The sequence below is a fragment of the Streptomyces sp. NPDC012508 genome (assembly GCF_042902595.1).
Lineage (GTDB): Bacteria > Actinomycetota > Actinomycetes > Streptomycetales > Streptomycetaceae > Streptomyces.
This window is the reverse complement of the sequence record NZ_JBIBEO010000010.1, coordinates 61,385-77,170: the sequence shown is the minus strand read 5'-3', so window position 1 is coordinate 77,170 and position 15,786 is coordinate 61,385. Positions and strand designations below refer to the sequence as shown.

General features: G+C 71.8%; 15 protein-coding genes. 11 read left to right on the top strand and 4 right to left on the bottom strand.

Features of this window, described 5'->3' with window-relative positions; translation table 11 throughout:
* The first annotated feature begins 54 nt into the window (after positions 1-54).
* From ACFY8U_RS30450 to hypE, 6 genes are read left to right on the top strand one after another with little or no spacing between them, the layout of a single operon-like run.
* On the top strand, positions 55-450 hold the full coding sequence (locus tag ACFY8U_RS30450) for a hydrogenase maturation nickel metallochaperone HypA (protein WP_361598124.1): 396 nt from the start codon (positions 55-57) through the stop codon (positions 448-450).
* Between the two features lie 2 nt (positions 451-452).
* Positions 453-1,148 (top strand): hydrogenase nickel incorporation protein HypB, encoded by a 696-nt coding sequence (hypB, locus tag ACFY8U_RS30445; RefSeq protein ID WP_361598127.1) that lies wholly within the window; start codon positions 453-455, stop codon positions 1,146-1,148.
* Positions 1,145-3,538, top strand: coding sequence for a carbamoyltransferase HypF (hypF, locus tag ACFY8U_RS30440; RefSeq protein ID WP_389575469.1), 2,394 nt, complete (start codon positions 1,145-1,147; stop codon positions 3,536-3,538). The genes hypB and hypF overlap by 4 nt, the downstream gene beginning before the upstream one ends.
* 24 nt (positions 3,539-3,562) lie before the next feature.
* Complete coding sequence (locus ACFY8U_RS30435) at positions 3,563-3,883, top strand: HypC/HybG/HupF family hydrogenase formation chaperone (RefSeq protein ID WP_361433718.1); 321 nt, start codon at positions 3,563-3,565, stop codon at positions 3,881-3,883.
* On the top strand, positions 3,880-5,019 hold the full coding sequence (gene hypD, locus ACFY8U_RS30430; RefSeq protein ID WP_389575468.1) for a hydrogenase formation protein HypD: 1,140 nt from the start codon (positions 3,880-3,882) through the stop codon (positions 5,017-5,019). The genes ACFY8U_RS30435 and hypD overlap by 4 nt, the downstream gene beginning before the upstream one ends.
* Before the next feature lie 4 nt (positions 5,020-5,023).
* Entirely contained in the window at positions 5,024-6,097 is a 1,074-nt protein-coding gene (gene hypE / locus ACFY8U_RS30425) for a hydrogenase expression/formation protein HypE (RefSeq protein WP_361598135.1), read from the top strand.
* A 14-nt stretch (positions 6,098-6,111) separates the two neighbouring features.
* Here the strand turns inward: hypE and ACFY8U_RS30420 are convergent, their stop codons facing one another.
* Together ACFY8U_RS30420 and ACFY8U_RS30415 are read right to left on the bottom strand one after the other, a co-directional pair.
* The gene (locus tag ACFY8U_RS30420) at positions 6,112-6,339 is read right to left on the bottom strand and encodes a hypothetical protein (protein ID WP_389575467.1); all 228 of its coding nucleotides are present in this window, start codon (positions 6,337-6,339) and stop codon (positions 6,112-6,114) included.
* Positions 6,323-6,574 carry a DUF6400 family protein gene (locus ACFY8U_RS30415; protein ID WP_361433727.1) on the bottom strand — a complete coding sequence of 84 codons (252 nt, stop codon included), beginning with the start codon at positions 6,572-6,574 and terminating at the stop codon, positions 6,323-6,325. Before ACFY8U_RS30415 ends, ACFY8U_RS30420 begins: the two co-directional genes overlap by 17 nt.
* 339 nt (positions 6,575-6,913) lie before the next feature.
* Between ACFY8U_RS30415 and ACFY8U_RS30410 the strand changes: the two genes are divergently transcribed.
* The 3 genes from ACFY8U_RS30410 (at position 6,914) to ACFY8U_RS30400 (ending at position 8,721) form a co-directional block, all read left to right on the top strand.
* On the top strand, positions 6,914-7,477 hold the full coding sequence (locus ACFY8U_RS30410) for a DUF7010 family protein (RefSeq protein ID WP_389575466.1): 564 nt from the start codon (positions 6,914-6,916) through the stop codon (positions 7,475-7,477).
* A 128-nt stretch (positions 7,478-7,605) separates the two neighbouring features.
* Positions 7,606-8,103, top strand: coding sequence for a pyridoxamine 5'-phosphate oxidase family protein (locus ACFY8U_RS30405; RefSeq protein ID WP_389575710.1), 498 nt, complete (start codon positions 7,606-7,608; stop codon positions 8,101-8,103).
* Positions 8,104-8,175: 72 nt separating this feature from the next.
* Positions 8,176-8,721 carry an MOSC domain-containing protein gene (locus ACFY8U_RS30400; protein WP_389575465.1) on the top strand — a complete coding sequence of 182 codons (546 nt, stop codon included), beginning with the start codon at positions 8,176-8,178 and terminating at the stop codon, positions 8,719-8,721.
* 97 nt (positions 8,722-8,818) lie between these two features.
* Here the strand turns inward: ACFY8U_RS30400 and ACFY8U_RS30395 are convergent, their stop codons facing one another.
* The gene (locus ACFY8U_RS30395) at positions 8,819-9,940 is read right to left on the bottom strand and encodes a calcium-binding protein (RefSeq protein ID WP_389575464.1); all 1,122 of its coding nucleotides are present in this window, start codon (positions 9,938-9,940) and stop codon (positions 8,819-8,821) included.
* Positions 9,941-10,164: 224 nt separating this feature from the next.
* On the bottom strand, positions 10,165-12,324 hold the full coding sequence (gene katG, locus ACFY8U_RS30390; protein WP_389575709.1) for a catalase/peroxidase HPI: 2,160 nt from the start codon (positions 12,322-12,324) through the stop codon (positions 10,165-10,167).
* Between the two features lie 251 nt (positions 12,325-12,575).
* Between katG and ACFY8U_RS30385 the strand changes: the two genes are divergently transcribed.
* Together ACFY8U_RS30385 and ACFY8U_RS30380 are read left to right on the top strand one after the other, a co-directional pair.
* On the top strand, positions 12,576-14,054 hold the full coding sequence (locus tag ACFY8U_RS30385) for a glutamate--cysteine ligase (protein ID WP_389575463.1): 1,479 nt from the start codon (positions 12,576-12,578) through the stop codon (positions 14,052-14,054).
* A 38-nt stretch (positions 14,055-14,092) separates the two neighbouring features.
* On the top strand, positions 14,093-15,733 hold the full coding sequence (locus tag ACFY8U_RS30380) for a phospholipase D family protein (protein WP_389575462.1): 1,641 nt from the start codon (positions 14,093-14,095) through the stop codon (positions 15,731-15,733).
* Positions 15,734-15,786 lie beyond the last annotated feature (53 nt).

The window sequence follows — 15,786 nt, the reverse complement described above, 5'->3', positions numbered from 1 at the left end:
CGCCCGTCCTCTAATGGCGCCCGAGAGACACCCCCGCGCCCAGGACGGAGACCGATGCACGAGATGTCCGTCGCGGTCGCCGTCGTCGACCAGGTCGAGGCGGCGGCGCGGTCCCGCGGCGCCGTCGGTGTCAGCAGCATCCGCCTGGACGTGGGCGAACTGGCCGGCGTCGTCGGCGACGCCCTCGCCTTCTGCTTCGAACTCGCCTGCGCGGGAACCGTCGTCGAGGGCGCCGAGCTGATCACCCGTACCGTCCCGGGCATGGCGCGCTGCGCACCGTGCGACGAGGACTGGGCGGTCGGCATGCCACCGCGGCTGCTCTGTCCCGGCTGCGGCGTCGCCGCCGACGAACTCGTCTCCGGCCGCGAACTCCAGATCAGGGAAGTCCGCTGGGCCGACCCCGAGGCGGCCGGCGAACGACGCCGCCAACCGATCACCGAGGAGAGCTGAGCATGTGCCGAGCCGTCGATCTCCAGCGCGCCGTACTCGCCAAGAACGAGGCCGCGGCACAGATCCTGCGCACCGAACTCACCGCCCGCGGCACCACCGTCGTCAACCTGCTCTCCAGCCCCGGCAGCGGTAAGACCGCGCTGCTGGAGCGCGAACTGCGCCTTGCCGGCGAGCGGGGCGTCAGCGCCGCCGCGCTCACCGCCGACCTGGCGACCGAGAACGACGCCCGACGTCTGGCCCGCTCGGGGGTCCCCGTGAAGCAGGTGCTCACGGACGGCCTCTGCCATCTGGAGGCCGACATGGTCGCCCGGCACCTGCACGACTGGCTCCCCGAGTCGACCCGGCTGCTCTTCGTCGAGAACGTCGGCAACCTCGTCTGCCCCGCCGGCTACGACCTGGGCGAATCCCTCCGGGTCGTGCTCGCCTCGGTCACCGAGGGCGAGGACAAGCCGCTCAAGTACCCGACGGCGTTCGGCCTCGCACAGCTGGTGATCGTCACCAAGACCGACATGGCCGACGCCGCGGAGTTCGACGAGGCGGCCTTCCGCCAGAACGTGGAGCAGGTCAACCCCGGTGTCGAGGTCGTCCTCAGCTCCGTGCGCGACGGCCGGGGCGCCGGCGCCCTCCTCGACCGGGCCCTCGCCGCGGCCGAGGGGAACCGCGTCCACACCCCGGTGATGGCCCAGGCCGGCGCGTGACCACGGCACGGCCCGTCACCGCACCCGGCACGGCCCCGCGGCGCAGCCGGGTGGTCGTCCGCGGTGTCGTGCAGGGCGTCGGGTTCCGGCCGTACGTCTACGCCCTCGCCACCGGGCTGCGCCTGTCGGGCCATGTGACGAACACGGCCGACGGCGTCGTCGCGGAGGTCGAGGGCGACCCCGCGGACGTGGCGGCCTTCTGCGCGCGCCTCGCGCCCGACGCGCCGCCGCTGGCCCGGGTGGAATCCGTCGAGGCGGCAGAGGTGGCCGCGAGCGGCGGCCGCGGCTTCACGATCGTGCCCTCCCGGCAGGGCGGCGCCGTCCGCACGCTCGTTCCGCCGGACACGGCCACCTGCGACGACTGCGTCGCCGAGCTCGCGGACCCGGCCGACCGGCGGTATCTCCACCCGTTCGTCACGTGCACCCACTGCGGCCCCCGGTTCACCATCGTCACCGGTCTGCCCTACGACCGGGTCCACACGACCATGGCCGGCTTCCCGATGTGTCCGGACTGCGCCCGGGAGTACGGGGACCCTGCGGACCGGCGCTTCCACGCCCAGCCCGTGGCCTGCCCCGCCTGCGGCCCCCGGCTGAGGCTGGTCACGGCACAGGGCGGTGGCGCCGAGGCCGGGGCCGACCCTGTCGCCGCCGCGCGGCGGATGCTGGCGGCGGGCGCGATCCTCGCCGTGAAGGGCCTCGGGGGCTACCACCTGGCCTGCGACGCCACCAACCCCGACGCGGTGGCCGAACTGCGCCGCCGCAAGGCGCGTGGTGACAAACCGTTCGCGATGATGGCGGCGGACCTCGCCGACGTCGAGCCCCTCGTCCACCTCGGCCCGCTCGAACGCGAGCTGCTCGTGGGCAGCGTCCGGCCCGTCGTCCTGCTGCGGCGCCGTGACGACCCCCGGCCACGCCCCGGTGCCGCCCCGGCGAAGGCGGTGGCGCCCGGCAGCCCGGACCTCGGCTTCATGCTCCCGTACACGCCTGTGCACCACCTGCTCCTCGGCCTCGGCGCACCGGACCGGGAGGGACCCCGGCTGCTGGTCATGACCAGCGGCAACCTGTCGGGCGAGCCCATCGTCACCGACGACGCGGAGGCTCTGACCCGGCTCGCCGGTCTCGCGGACGCCTGGCTGCTGCACGACCGCCCCATCCATGTGCCCTGCGACGACTCCGTCGTCCGTGTCTGCGACGGCGAGCAGCTGACGCTGCGCCGCTCCCGGGGGTACGCCCCGCTGCCGGTCACGCTGCCGGTCGAGGTCGCCCCCGCCCTCGCCGTGGGAGGGGACCTGAAGAACACCTTCTGCCTCGGCGAGGGACGCCAGGCATGGCTCTCCGCCCACATCGGCGACATGGACGACCTCGCCACGCAGCTCGCCCTCGCCTCCGCCGAGCGGCAGTTGGAGTCCGTCACGGGCGTACGCCCCCGGCTGCTCGCCGCGGACCGTCACCCCGCCTACCGTTCCACCCGCTGGGCCCGGAGCCATGCGGCCGGGCGCCCTGTCGTACCGGTGCAGCACCACCACGCGCACGTCGCGGCGGCGATGGCCGAGAACGGCCTGGACGGTACGCGGCCCGTGATCGGGGTGGCCTTCGACGGCACCGGTTACGGTCTCGACGGGGCGGTGTGGGGCGGCGAGTTCCTGTTGGCGGACTACGCAGGGTTCTCCCGGTTCGCGCATCTGGCCTACGTACCCCTGCCCGGCGGAGACGCGGCCGTACGGCGGCCCTACCGCATGGCCCTGGCCCATCTGCGGGCCGCGGGTCTGGCCGCCGAGCTCGCCCTGCCGTGCACGCGCGCCTGCCCGGTCGAGGAACTTCCCGTACTGGCACGGCAGTTGACACGTGGCCTGAACTGCGTGCCCACGTCCAGCATGGGGCGCCTCTTCGACGCGGTCTCCTCCCTCGCGGGCATCTGCCATCACGCCGGCTACGAGGCACAGGCCGCGATCGAGCTGGAGGCCGCGGCACTGCGCGAACCGGCCGTGGCGGAGGACGGACGGTATGTCTTCCGGTTGGGGTCGCGGCGGGCCGGTGCCCCGCTGACCGCCGACCCCGCGCCCCTGCTGGCGGCAGTGGTCGAGGACGTGCTCGGTGGCACCTCGGCGACCGTCGTCGCGGCGCGCTTCCACCGTGCCGTGGCGCGTCTGGTCCGCACCGTCTGCGCGGCCGCCCGGAGCGAGACCGGCGTGGAGACGGTCGCGCTGACCGGGGGAGTGTTCGCGAACACGGTGCTCTCCTCCGCCTGCGCCCACGGACTGCGGGAGGACGGCTTCACCGTGCTGCGTCATCGGCGGATCCCGCCGAACGACGGCGGTCTGGCCCTCGGCCAGCTCGTCGTGGCCGCCCGCGCCACGGACCATCCAGCGGCCGTCCCCGGCACGCCATGACGAGACGACAGTGAGGAGACACCCATGTGCCTGGCGGTACCCGGAAAAGTGTTGGACGTCGAGGACCGGGACGGCACCCGGATGGCCACGGTCGACTTCGGAGGCGTGGTCAAGGAGGTGTGCCTGGAGTACCTGCCGGATCTGAAGCCCGGCGAGTACGCCATCGTCCATGTCGGGTTCGCCCTGCAGCGCCTGGACGAGGAGTCGGCCAGGAGGACGCTGGAGCTGTTCGAGACCCTCGGCATGCTCCAGGAGGAGTTCGGCGACCCGTGGGAGTCGGCCGCCGGAGCGATGGTGGACGAGCGGCCGGCGCACGAGGGCGTGGCCGGAGAGGTGCGGCAGTGAAGTACATCGACGAGTTCCAGGACCCCGAGCTGGCCCGGCGGCTGCTCGACGAGATCCGCGCGACGGTGACGCGGCCCTGGGCGCTGATGGAGGTCTGCGGCGGCCAGACCCACACCATCATCCGACACGGCATCGACCAACTTCTGCCTCCTGAGGTGGAGTTGATCCACGGGCCGGGCTGCCCGGTGTGCGTGACACCGCTCGAGGTGATCGACAAGGCGCTGGAGATCGCGTCCCGCCCCGGCGTGATCTTCTGCTCCTTCGGGGACATGCTGCGGGTGCCCGGTACCGACCGCGACCTGTTCCAGGTCCGGGGGCAGGGCGGTGACGTCCGGGTCGTGTACTCGCCGCTGGACGCGCTGCGGATCGCCGAGCAGAACCCGGACAGCGAAGTGGTCTTCTTCGGCATCGGGTTCGAGACGACGGCGCCGCCCAACGCGATGACGGTCCATCAGGCGCGCAAGCTGGGCATCCGCAACTTCAGCCTGCTGGTCTCCCACGTCCGGGTGCCCCCGGCGATCGAGGCGATCATGAACTCCCCCGACTGCCGCGTCCAGGGATTCCTCGCGGCGGGGCACGTGTGCAGCGTGATGGGCACGGCGGAGTACCCCGAACTCGCCGAGCGCCACCGGGTGCCGATCGTCGTCACCGGGTTCGAGCCGCTGGACATCCTCGAAGGCGTGCGGCGCACCGTCCTCCAGCTGGAGCGCGGGGAGCACACCGTCGAGAACGCCTATCCGCGTGCCGTGCTGCCGGAGGGCAACCCGGCCGCGCGGGCGATGCTGGACGACGTCTTCGAGGTCACGGACCGCGCGTGGCGCGGGATCGGCGTCATCCCCGACAGCGGCTGGCGGCTCTCGGAGCGGTACCGCGCGTACGACGCCGAGCACCGGTTCTCCGTCGAGGGGATCACCACGCGCGAGCCGGCCGAGTGCCGTAGCGGCGAGGTGCTGCAGGGGCTGCTCAAGCCCCACGAGTGCGAGGCGTTCGGTACGACCTGCACGCCCCGTTCCCCGCTGGGCGCCACGATGGTCTCGAGTGAGGGGGCGTGCGCCGCGTACTACCTCTACCGGAGGCTCGACCTCGGCACCCCGGCGCAGAAGTCCCCGACCCTGGAAGGCAGTTCCGTTGTCTGAGCTGATGCGTGAGACCGCTCCGGACGAGGCGCCCGACATGCTCGCCTGGACGTGCCCGGCACCGCTGCGGGACCAGCCGCGTGTGGTGATGGGGCACGGCGGGGGCGGCGCACTCTCCGCCGAACTGGTCGAGCAGATCTTCGCGCCCGCCTTCGGCGGACCCGCGCTCTCGGTCACCACCGACGCCGCGGCCGTCGAACTCGGCGGCGCCCGGCTGGCGTTCTCCACCGACTCCTTCGTGGTGCGCCCGCTGTTCTTCCCCGGGGGCAGCATCGGCGACCTGGCCGTCAACGGCACGGTGAACGACCTCGCGATGAGCGGCGCCCGCGCGGCGTACCTGTCCTGCGGCTTCATCCTGGAGGAAGGGGTGGAGACCGACGTCGTGACCCGCGTGGCTCAGGCGCTCGGGGCGGCGGCGCGGGTGGCCGGAGTGGAGGTGGTCACGGGTGACACCAAGGTGGTGGAGGCCGGCCACGGCGACGGCATCTACATCAACACCTCCGGCATCGGTCTGATCCCGGCCGGGGTCGACCTGCGGCCGCAGCGTGTCGTCCCCGGTGACGTGGTGATCGTCAGCGGCCCCATCGGCGTCCACGGCGTGGCGATCATGAGCGTGCGCGAGGGCCTGGAGTTCGGGGTCGAGATCGAGAGCGACTGCGCCGCGCTCGGCGGCCTGGTCGAGGCGATGCTCGCTGTCACGCCGGACCTGCACGTGCTGCGTGACCCCACGCGCGGGGGGCTCGCCGCCTCGCTCAACGAGATCGCCGCCGCGTCGGGCACCGGCGTGGTCGTCCAGGAGCGGGACGTTCCCGTACCGGCCCCCGTGGCGAGCGCCTGCGCGGTGCTCGGCCTCGACCCGATGTACGTGGCGAACGAGGGCAAGCTGGTGGCCTTCGTCCCGCGCGAGCACGCCGACGCCGTGCTCGCCGCGATGCGCGCGCACCCGCTGGGCGCCGGGGCGGCCGTGATCGGGGAGGCCGTCGAGGCACACCCGGGCATGGTGGTCGCCCGTACCGGCCTCGGTGGTACGCGCGTGGTGGACATGCCGCTCGGGGAGCAGCTGCCGCGGATCTGTTGAGCGGCTGGTGGGTGTCAGCCGCGGGCGCGGCGGTGGCGCGAGGTGTCGAGGGTCCATGTGTGGGTGCAGTTCGGGCACTGCAGATGGACCCGAGGCCCCTTGTTGGAGATCAGGTACCGCCAGTGCTCCGCACAGTTGCGGCGCTCCGTACAGGGCGCGCAGTCACGGGCGTCGTCGCATCCCGGGCAGGCGACCCAGGCGCGGCGGGCCCGATCCGCGTGGGGATCAATGGGAAGCCGCACGACCCGGCTCCTGTCCCGGCAGCACACCCGCCGCCACGAGCATGGTGTGGATCCGCTGCTGCTCCTCGTCCAGGCCGGAGTAGAGCAGGGCGTACGCGGCCTCCTCCTCCCGCAGCACGGCCACGGGGTCCCAGTCGGGCCCCAGTGCCGCCATGACCTCGGCCCGGCGGCGGGCCTCCTCGGCGGTCAGGTCGATGGTGAAGGGGACGTGGTCGGGATCGGAGCCCTGGTTCATGGCGGATGCTTTCGACGGTGCTTTCGGCGGAGATCCGAAAATCGAACAGGTTCCGCCACGTGTATCAGAGGGGGCGGGGGGTGCGGAAGAGCGGGCCTGCCCGGTGAGATGCGAGCAGGATGCGCGCACGGCGCAGGAATCGGGCGATGCAGGCCCCGGAACGGCGAGAATGAAGGGGCGCGGGGTCCGGGAGGCCGCTGGTGGTGGATCTCCGCGCTTTCGAACGCTGTGGCGCATCTCATGCGAAACCGGTCACGCGCGCTGCAGTGATCGGGCCGTCCGGCACTCCCCGTCGAAAAGCCGCCGAACCGGTCGGATCATCGTTGTAGTGTCCGCGCCATGACTACGGAAACCGCCGACGCGGAGTGCCTGGCCCTCACACGCAATCTGCGCCGCCGAGGCGCGATCGTCCTCGCCGTCTTCGCTCTGGTGTGGGCCCTCGCGGGCGGCTCGGGGATCGCGGCGGTGCCGGTGTCGGTCGCGATCGGCGTCGTCGCGGCCTGCGTGACGGTCGGCGCGGTGGTGCTCGCCTTCCGGGGCGCGGCGGGTCCCGTGACGCGTCCGGTGCGGTTGCCGGAGAAGTGGAACAGGGGGGTCGGCCTGGTCAACATGGCCGAGCTGGTGGCGATCTTCGCGGTGATCGCCGCGTCGAACGCGTCGGGCCACCCGGAGTTCATCCCGGTCGGCATCTGCCTCGTCGTGGGGCTGCACTTCTTCCCGCTGGCCCGCCTCTTCGACCAGGGCCAGTACACGTGGACCGCGATCTTCCTGACGGCGGTCGCGCTGGTGGGGCTCGCCTTCCTGGCGGCCGGCGCCACCGCCGAGACGATCCGTGCGGTGGTGGGCCTGGGGGCGGCGGTCGTCCTGTGGGCCTCGTCCTTCCACGTGGCTCTGCGCGGCTGACGCGCGGGGACCAGGCGTCCCGTTCGGCGCAAGCCGCGGCCGTGTTCGCGCCGTACGGGCCGCCGGCAGGGCAGCGTAGGCGGTCCGAGTCTGTCGAGGCGAACGACCGAGGGAAGGTGGCTCAGACCGTGCAGCCGAGCGAGATCGCCGAGGTCCTGAACCGTCCGCTGAGCCAGGAGCTCCTGGCCCGCGACCTGACCCGGCTGGCGTACGTCGGTCAGGACGACACACCGCGGGTCGTTCCGATCGGCTTCACGTGGAACGGCAGGGAAGTCGTGATGTGCACGCCGAAGAACGCCCCGAAGCTCCCGTCCCTGCGCCGCAACCCGGCGGTCGCCCTGACGATCGACACCGAGGTGCACCCGCCGAAGATCCTGCTGCTCCGCGGCCAGGCCGAGCTGGACGTCGTCGAGGGCATCCCGGACGAGTTCCTCCAGACGAACGGCACCTACGAGATGACGCCCGAGCAGCGCGCCGAATGGGAGACCGAGGTGCGATCGCTCTACGACGGCATGGTCCGGATCGTCGTGTCCCCGACCTGGGCGAAGCTGATCGACTTCGAAACGACCCTGCCCACCGCGGTCGAGGAACTGGTGCGGCAGCGCGAGGAACGCGGACGCGCCTGACGCTTCGGCACGCCGTGGCCTCCTGAGTAGGATCGGCCGGCGGTGGCGGAGCGAGACAGGTGGGGGTGCGTGATGGCCGGTCGGGTCACGGCGGTGAGTCGCAACGGGACGTACGCGTTCAGCAAGCCGAATCGGGAGTCCGTCACGCTGCTGGCCGGGCTCGGGGTCGAGGGCGATGTGCACGCCGGTGAGACGATCCGGCATCAGTTCCGCATGACCTACGAGCCGGACCTGCCCAACCTGCGCCAGGTCCACCTGATGCACGAGGAGCTCTTCGACGAGCTGGCGCTCAAGGGCTTCGAGGTCTCGGCCGGCCGGCTCGGAGAGAACATCACCACGCGCGGGGTGGACCTCCTGGGCCTCCCCACCGGCGCCCTGCTCCACCTCGGGGACGAGGCCGTGGTCGAGGTGACGGGCCTGCGCAACCCGTGCGCGAAGATCAACGACTTCCGCAAGGGCCTCCTCGCCGAGGTCTTCGCCCTCGACCCCGAGTCGGGCGAGTTCACCTTCAAGTCCGGCATCATGGCCGTGGTCCGCCACGGCGGCACGGTCCGCCCGCACGACGCCATTGAGGTCGAACTCCCGCCCGCACCTCACCGTCCCCTCGAGCGCGTCTAGGCACCCCTCCGCGCGAGCCCTCGAACCCCGGCGCGGTGGGGCCCGCCCACCAGGTCGCCGGGCGGCGGGCCCCGCCGTGGAGTCGCCGCGCCGGTGGTCAGACCTCGCAGCTGATTTCCGCGTCCGTGCCGCCCTCGCCGTCGCAGTCGTCCGTCCCCGCCCCGCCGTTGAGGGCGTCGTCGGCCGGGCCGCCCCGGAGGTTGTCGTCGCCGGTTCCGCCGTTGACGACGTCGGTGCCGCCCGCGGTGCCGGCCGAGCCGCCCTGGCTGTTGTAGTTGTCGCCGACGATGCGGTCGTTGCCGCCGCGCCCGTCGATGACGTCGTTGCCCCCGGTGGAGCCCGTGGGGTCGCCGAAGGCGCTGTCCCCGATGATGAGCTCCTCGTTCGCGGAGCCGCCGGTGATCCGGTCGTTTCCGGAGCCGGCCGCCCGGCCGAAGAACGTCACGTTGTCGCCGTTCGCCCCGATGCCGCCGTCCTCGCCCAGGTCGATGACATCGTCACCGCCCGCGCCGCTCACATGGCCCAGGAGCGCCTCGTTGTCGCCGGTGATGTAACCGAACTCTCCCGCGCCTTCGAGGAGTACGTCGTCGGCGGCACCCGTGGCGTCGAAGAACGCGAGCGAGTCGCCGGTGAGGGTGTCGCTGCCCGGGCCGCCTTCGAGGCGGTCGGTCGCCGCGCCGAACGTGCGGTCGGCGAAGCCGTCGCCGACCAGCTGGTCCTCGTCGTTCCCGCCGGAGAGCAGGTCGGTGGAGGCGCCCCGCGCGGTGCCCTGTACGGCGACATGGTCGCCGGTCAGGGAGTCGAGGCCGGCGCCTCCGGAGAGCCGGTCGCGGCCCGTGGGGCCGGTGACGTCGCCGGTGAGGGCCCAGTCGTCGCCGACCAGCGAGTCGTCGCCGACGCCGCCGTCGAGCTGGTCGTCACCCGCGCCGCCGGAGAGCCGGTCGTCGCCCTCCCCGCCGATCAGGGTGTCGCTACCGCCCATTCCGCAGATCAGGTCGTTGCCGCCCCCGCCGTCGATCACATCGGGGCCCGCCGTCCCGATGATCACGTCGTCGCCGGGGGTCCCCGTGGCGGTCGTGGCCGTGGCGTCGAAGCACGTGGGTGCCGCGGCGACGGCGGGAGGGGCGCCGAGTCCGAGGAGGGCGGTGGCCATCGCGGGGGCGCAGAGAGCGGCCAGGGCGCGGCGGCGGTAGGTGGTGGTTCTTCGGTCCCCGGGCATGGGGGCTCCTTCGGCTGCTGAGAGGGGTCGGCAAGGGAGTTCACCGAGAGTGATCGCCGTCACGGAGAGCGATCGCTGCGCGTGATGCCTGCCAGCAGCCGGGGTGCGCGTCCCAGAGCCCGTGATGTTTTCATCCGATCGGATTTTTCACCGGGCCCGGCGCACAGGGCGATGTCCCGGTCCGCCCCGTTGGCGGCCGACCGGGACATCAGGATGCGCCGGAGTCAGGCGAGCTCGAACCGGTCGAGGTTCATCACCTTGTCCCACGCCGCCACGAAGTCACGTACGAACTTCTCGCCCGCGTCCTCGGAGCCGTACACCTCCGCGATCGCCCGGAGCTGGGAGTGCGAACCGAAGACGAGGTCGACGGCGGTCGCGGTCCACTTGACGTCGCCCGTGGCGCGGTCCCGGCCCTCGAACACGTTCTCCGTCGAGGTCGACGGCTTCCACTCCGTGTCCATGTCGAGCAGATTGACGAAGAAGTCGTTGGTCAACGCCTCCGGCCTGTCGGTGAACACGCCGTGCGCAGACCCCTGGAAGCCGGTGTTCAGGGCCCGCATGCCGCCCGTCAGCACCGTCATCTCCGGAGCGGTCAGCGTCAGCATGTTGGCGCGGTCCAGCAGGAGGGTCTCCGGCGACAGCTTCTCGCCCGCCCGGAGGTAGTTGCGGAACCCGTCCGCCTTCGGCTCGAGCAGGGCGAACGACTCCACGTCCGTCTGCTCCTGCGAGGCGTCCGTGCGCCCCGGCGCGAACGGGACCGTCACGTCGTGTCCGGCGTTCTTCGCCGCCTGCTCGACGGCCGCGCAGCCACCCAGCACGATCAGGTCGGCGAGCGAGACCTTCTTTCCGCCGGACTGCGAGCCGTTGAAGTCCTGCTGGACCTGCTCGAGGGTGCGCACCACCTCGGTCACCTCGGGCAGGTCGTTGACCTCCCAGTCCTTCTGCGGCGCGAGCCGGAGCCGCGCCCCGTTCGCCCCGCCGCGCTTGTCGGTGCCGCGGAAGCTCGCCGCCGCCGCCCAAGCGGCCGTCGCCAGTTGGGAGACGGACAGCCCCGTGCCGAGGATCCGGCGCTTGAGGTCGGCGATGTCCGCGTCCCCGACGAGCTCGTGGTCGACCTCGGGCACGGGGTCCTGCCACAGCTGCGGCTCGGGAATCCACGGGCCGAGGTAGCGCGATACGGGCCCCATGTCACGGTGCAGCAGCTTGTACCACGCCTTGGCGAACGCCTCCGCCAGCTGGTCGGGGTTCTCGTGGAAGCGCTTCGCGATCGGCGCGTAGACCGGATCCATCCTCAGCGAGAGGTCCGTCGTCAGCATCATGGGAGCGTGGCTCTTCGACCGGTCGTGGGCGTCGGGCACCGTGCCCTGCGCCGCGGGATCCTTCGGCTTCCACTGCTGGGCGCCGGCCGGGCTCGTCGTCAACTCCCACTCGTACCCGAACAGGTTGTCCAGGTACCCGTTGTCCCACCTCGTCGGGTCCGAGGTCCAGGCGCCCTCCAGGCCGCTGGTGAGCGTGTCGGCTCCCTTGCCCGTGCCGGACGTGTTCCGCCAGCCGATGCCCTGCTGCTCGATCGGAGCGGCCTCCGGCTCCGGACCGACGTACGAGGGATCGACCGCGCCATGGCACTTGCCGAACGTGTGGCCGCCGATGATGAGCGCGGCCGTCTCCTCGTCGTTCATCGCCATGCGTCCGAACGTCTCGCGGATGTCGCGAGCCGCCGCGATCGGATCCGGATTGCCGTTGGGGCCCTCCGGGTTGACGTAGATCAGGCCCATCTGCACGGCGCCGAAAGGACCGGTCAGTTCCCGGTCGCCGCTGTAGCGCTGATCGCCGAGCCAGGTGTCCTCAGGACCCCAGAAGATCTCCTCCGGTTCCCAGATGTCCTCGCGACCGAAGCCGAAGCCGAACGTCTTGAACCCCATCGATTCCATGGCGCAGTTGCCGGCGAAGACCAGAAGGTCGGCCCAGGAGATCTTCCGGCCGTACTTCTTCTTCACCGGCCAGAGCAGACGGCGCGCCTTGTCGAGACTCGCGTTGTCCGGCCAGCTGTTGAGCGGGGCGAATCGCTGGGCGCCGGAGCCGCCACCGCCCCGGCCGTCCTCGATGCGGTACGTGCCCGCCGCGTGCCAGCTCATCCGGATGAAGAGCGGCCCGTAATGGCCGTAGTCGGCGGGCCACCAGTCCTGCGACGTCGTCATCACGTCGAAGACGTCCCGCTTCAGCGCCTCGACGTCGAGGGTCGCGAATTCCTTCGCGTAGTCGAAGTCGTCGTCCATCGGATTGGACTGGGGCGAGTGCGCGTGAAGGACCTGAAGGTCGAGCTGATTCGGCCACCAGTCCCGGTTCGTCCTGGGGCGATCCGGCGTAGGGGTGGGGGAGGGAATTACCGGGTTTTCGCTTTCGCTGCCGGACACGTCCGTCCTTCTTCCTGTCTCGTGATTTCCTGCAGGTGGCGTCCGTATGGTCGCGCACGGGAGACCGCACCGCACGGGAACACGCAGAGCACCCCCTTGCAAGGCGCGCGAGAAAAGCGGCCTCCAGGGGGCGGATCGCGGGCTTCGGTGGTTGGGCCGCCCCGGGAGTGGGACGCTGATAGGTAGGTGGGGCCCGTGCCGCCGAGACTCGGGAGGGCCGAATGGGACGTGATGTCCCGGCGCTGGAGTTCACCCGTGAAGACCGTCGCCGGTTCCGGAACAAGATGCACTCGTGCCTCGATGTGTTCGCGCGGATGCTGCGGGAGTCGCGGTTCGATTTCGAACGGCCGCAGGTCGGTCTGGAAATCGAACTGAATCTCGTGGACGGCAGCGCCGAGCCCGCCATGCGCAGCACGGACGTTCTGGAGGCGATCGCGGATCCCTCCTGGTCGACCGAGCTGGGCCGGTTCAATCTGGAGATCAACGTGGAGCCGCGGCGGCTCACCGCGGGCGGTCCCGACTCCTGGGAGCAGGAAATCCGCGACGCGCTCAATCATGCCGAGGAGAAAGCCGCGGCGATCGGCGCCCATCTCGTCATGATCGGCATTCTGCCGACGCTGGAGCTGAAGGACGCGGGCCCGGAATCGCTGTCCGAGAATCCGCGGTACCACCTGCTGAACGAGCAGATCTTCTCCGCGCGCGGCGAAGACCTGCTGATCGCGGTGGACGGGGTGGAGAGACTGCGCACCTACGCGGAGACGATCACGCCCGAGGCGGCGTGCACCAGCACGCAGTTCCACCTCCAGGTCTCACCGGACGAGTTCGCGGACTACTGGAACGCCGCGCAGGCCATCGCCGGCGTGCAGGTCGCCCTCGCGGCGAACTCCCCGTTCCTGTTCTCCAAGGAGCTGTGGCGCGAGACGCGCATCCCGCTCTTCGAGCAGGCCACCGACACCCGGCCGGACGAGATCAAGGTGCAGGGCGTACGGCCCCGGGTCTGGTTCGGCGAGCGGTGGATCACCTCCGTCTTCGACCTCTTCGAGGAGAACACGCGGTACTTCCCGGCGCTGCTGCCGCTCTGCGACGACGAGGACCCGCAGGAGACGCTCGACCGTGGCGGGATCCCGGGACTGGCCGAGCTCACCCTGCACAACGGGACGGTCTACCGCTGGAACCGCCCCGTCTACGCCGTCGTCGACGGCGTACCGCATCTGCGGGTGGAGAACCGGGTCCTGCCCGCCGGTCCCACCGTGGCCGACGTGCTGTCGAACGGCGCCTTCTACTACGGGCTCGTCCGCGCCCTCGTCGACGAGGACCGGCCCGTCTGGTCGCGGATGTCGTTCGTCGCGGCCGAGGACAACTTCCACGCAGCGGCCCGGCACGGCATCGACGCGCAGCTGTACTGGCCCGGCATGGGCGAGGTCCCGGTGACCGAGCTGGTCCTGCGGCGGCTGCTGCCGCTGGCGGACCGCGGCCTGGAGCGGCTCGGCATGGACGCGGCCTGGCGGGAGCCACTCCTCGGAATCATCGAGCAGCGCTGCGTCACGGGCCGTAACGGCGCGGTGTGGCAGTCCGAGATGTTCCACCACATCCAGGACATCGCCCACGCCGACCGCCACCAGGCGCTGCGGCGGATGACCCAGCAGTACATCGAGTACATGCACCTGAACGCTCCGGCGCACACCTGGCCGGTCGAGTGATGCCCTCCCGAAGACCCCGGAGGGACCGGGAGACCACCGTGGAGCCCGACGACGTGACGCGCGCGGAGTGGCTTCTCGGCCCCGGCGAGCGCGGCAACAGCGCGACGCGCCTCGACCGCCGCCGTCCGGACGGAAAGGCCTGGTCCGAGGGGAATCAGGCGCGCCCCCTGGTCCACGGTGCCGTGTACTTCAGGGAGCTGCTCGCGGCCATCCGCGTCATGCGCGCGGGCGACCTGCTGCTCTTCACCGACTGGCGCGGCGATCCCGACGAGCGGCTCGCGGGGGAGGGCACCGAGATCGGCACCGTGCTCTGCCGGGCGGCCCGGCGCGGCGTCGTCGTCAAGGGGCTGCTGTGGCGCTCCCACCTGGACAGTCTCCGTTTCAGCGAGGAGGAGAACCGCCACCTCGGCGAGGACATCGAGGAGGCGGGCGGTGAGTGCCTGCTCGACATGCGCGTACGGCCCGGAGGATCGCACCACCAGAAGCTGGTGGTGCTGCGGCATCCCGGGCGCCCGGAACTGGATGTGGCGTACGTCGGCGGCATCGATCTCTGCCACAACCGGAACGACGACGCCGCCCACCGGGGCGACCGCCAGTCCCTGCCCATGGCCTCCGCCTACGGTCCGCACCCGCCGTGGCACGACATCCAGCTCGCCCTGCGCGGCCCGGTCGTCGGCGACGTCGAAGCCGTGTTCCGTGAACGGTGGGAGGACCCCGCTCCGCTCAGCCGCAGCCCGCTCACCCGCCTGCGCGAGCTGGCGCACCGGGAGGACACCACCGCGGACAGGCTGCCGCCGCAGGCACCTGATCCGGAACCGTGCGGCACGCACGCCGTACAGCTCCTGCGTACGTACCCGAACCGGCTGCTGCGCGGATACCCCTTCGCCCCCGACGGCGAACGGAGCATCGCCCGGGGGTACCTCAAGGCGCTGCGCCGGGCCCGTGCGCTGATCTACGTCGAGGACCAGTACCTCTGGTCCCCGCGGGTGGTGGCCGGCTTCGCCGAGGCTCTGGCCGGCCGGCCCGGCCTGATGATGATCGGAGTCGTCCCTTCCGTGCCGGAGCAGGACGGCAGGCTCTCGCTGCCCATGAACCTGATCGGACGGATCAAGGCGCTGGACGAGCTGCGTCGCGCGGGCGGCGACCGGGTCGCGGTGTACGGCCTGGAGAACCACGCGGGGACCCCCGTGTACGTACACGCCAAGGTGTGCGTGATCGACGACGCCTGGGCCTCCGTCGGCTCCGACAACATCAACCTCCGCTCATGGACCCACGACTCCGAACTCAGCTGCGCCGTCGTCGACGAGAGCCTGGACCCACGGCAGCCGAGGGACCCCGGCGGGCTCGGGGACGGTGCGCGGGTCTTCGCCCGCGAGCTGCGCCTGGAGCTGATGCGTGAGCACCTGGACGAGGAAGGGACCGCCCGTCAGCGGGCGGCGGCGGGGCCGGACGCGCTGTGCGACCCCGCGACCGCCTTCGACGCCTTCGCGAAGGCGGCCGACGCACTGGACGCCTGGCACGCGCGGGGCCGCCGTGGACCACGGCCGGCGGGCCGGCTGCGGCGGTACGTCGTCCCGGACCTGCCCGTAGCGCAGCGGCTGTCCGCCGCCCCGCTGCACCGCGCTCTGATCGACCCGGACGGCCGCCCGCTGAGGCTCCGGCGCCGCAACGCGTTCTGACCCCGGCGACGGGCGCGGTCCTACGGGTCCGGCCAGGGGGCGGCCATGCGAAT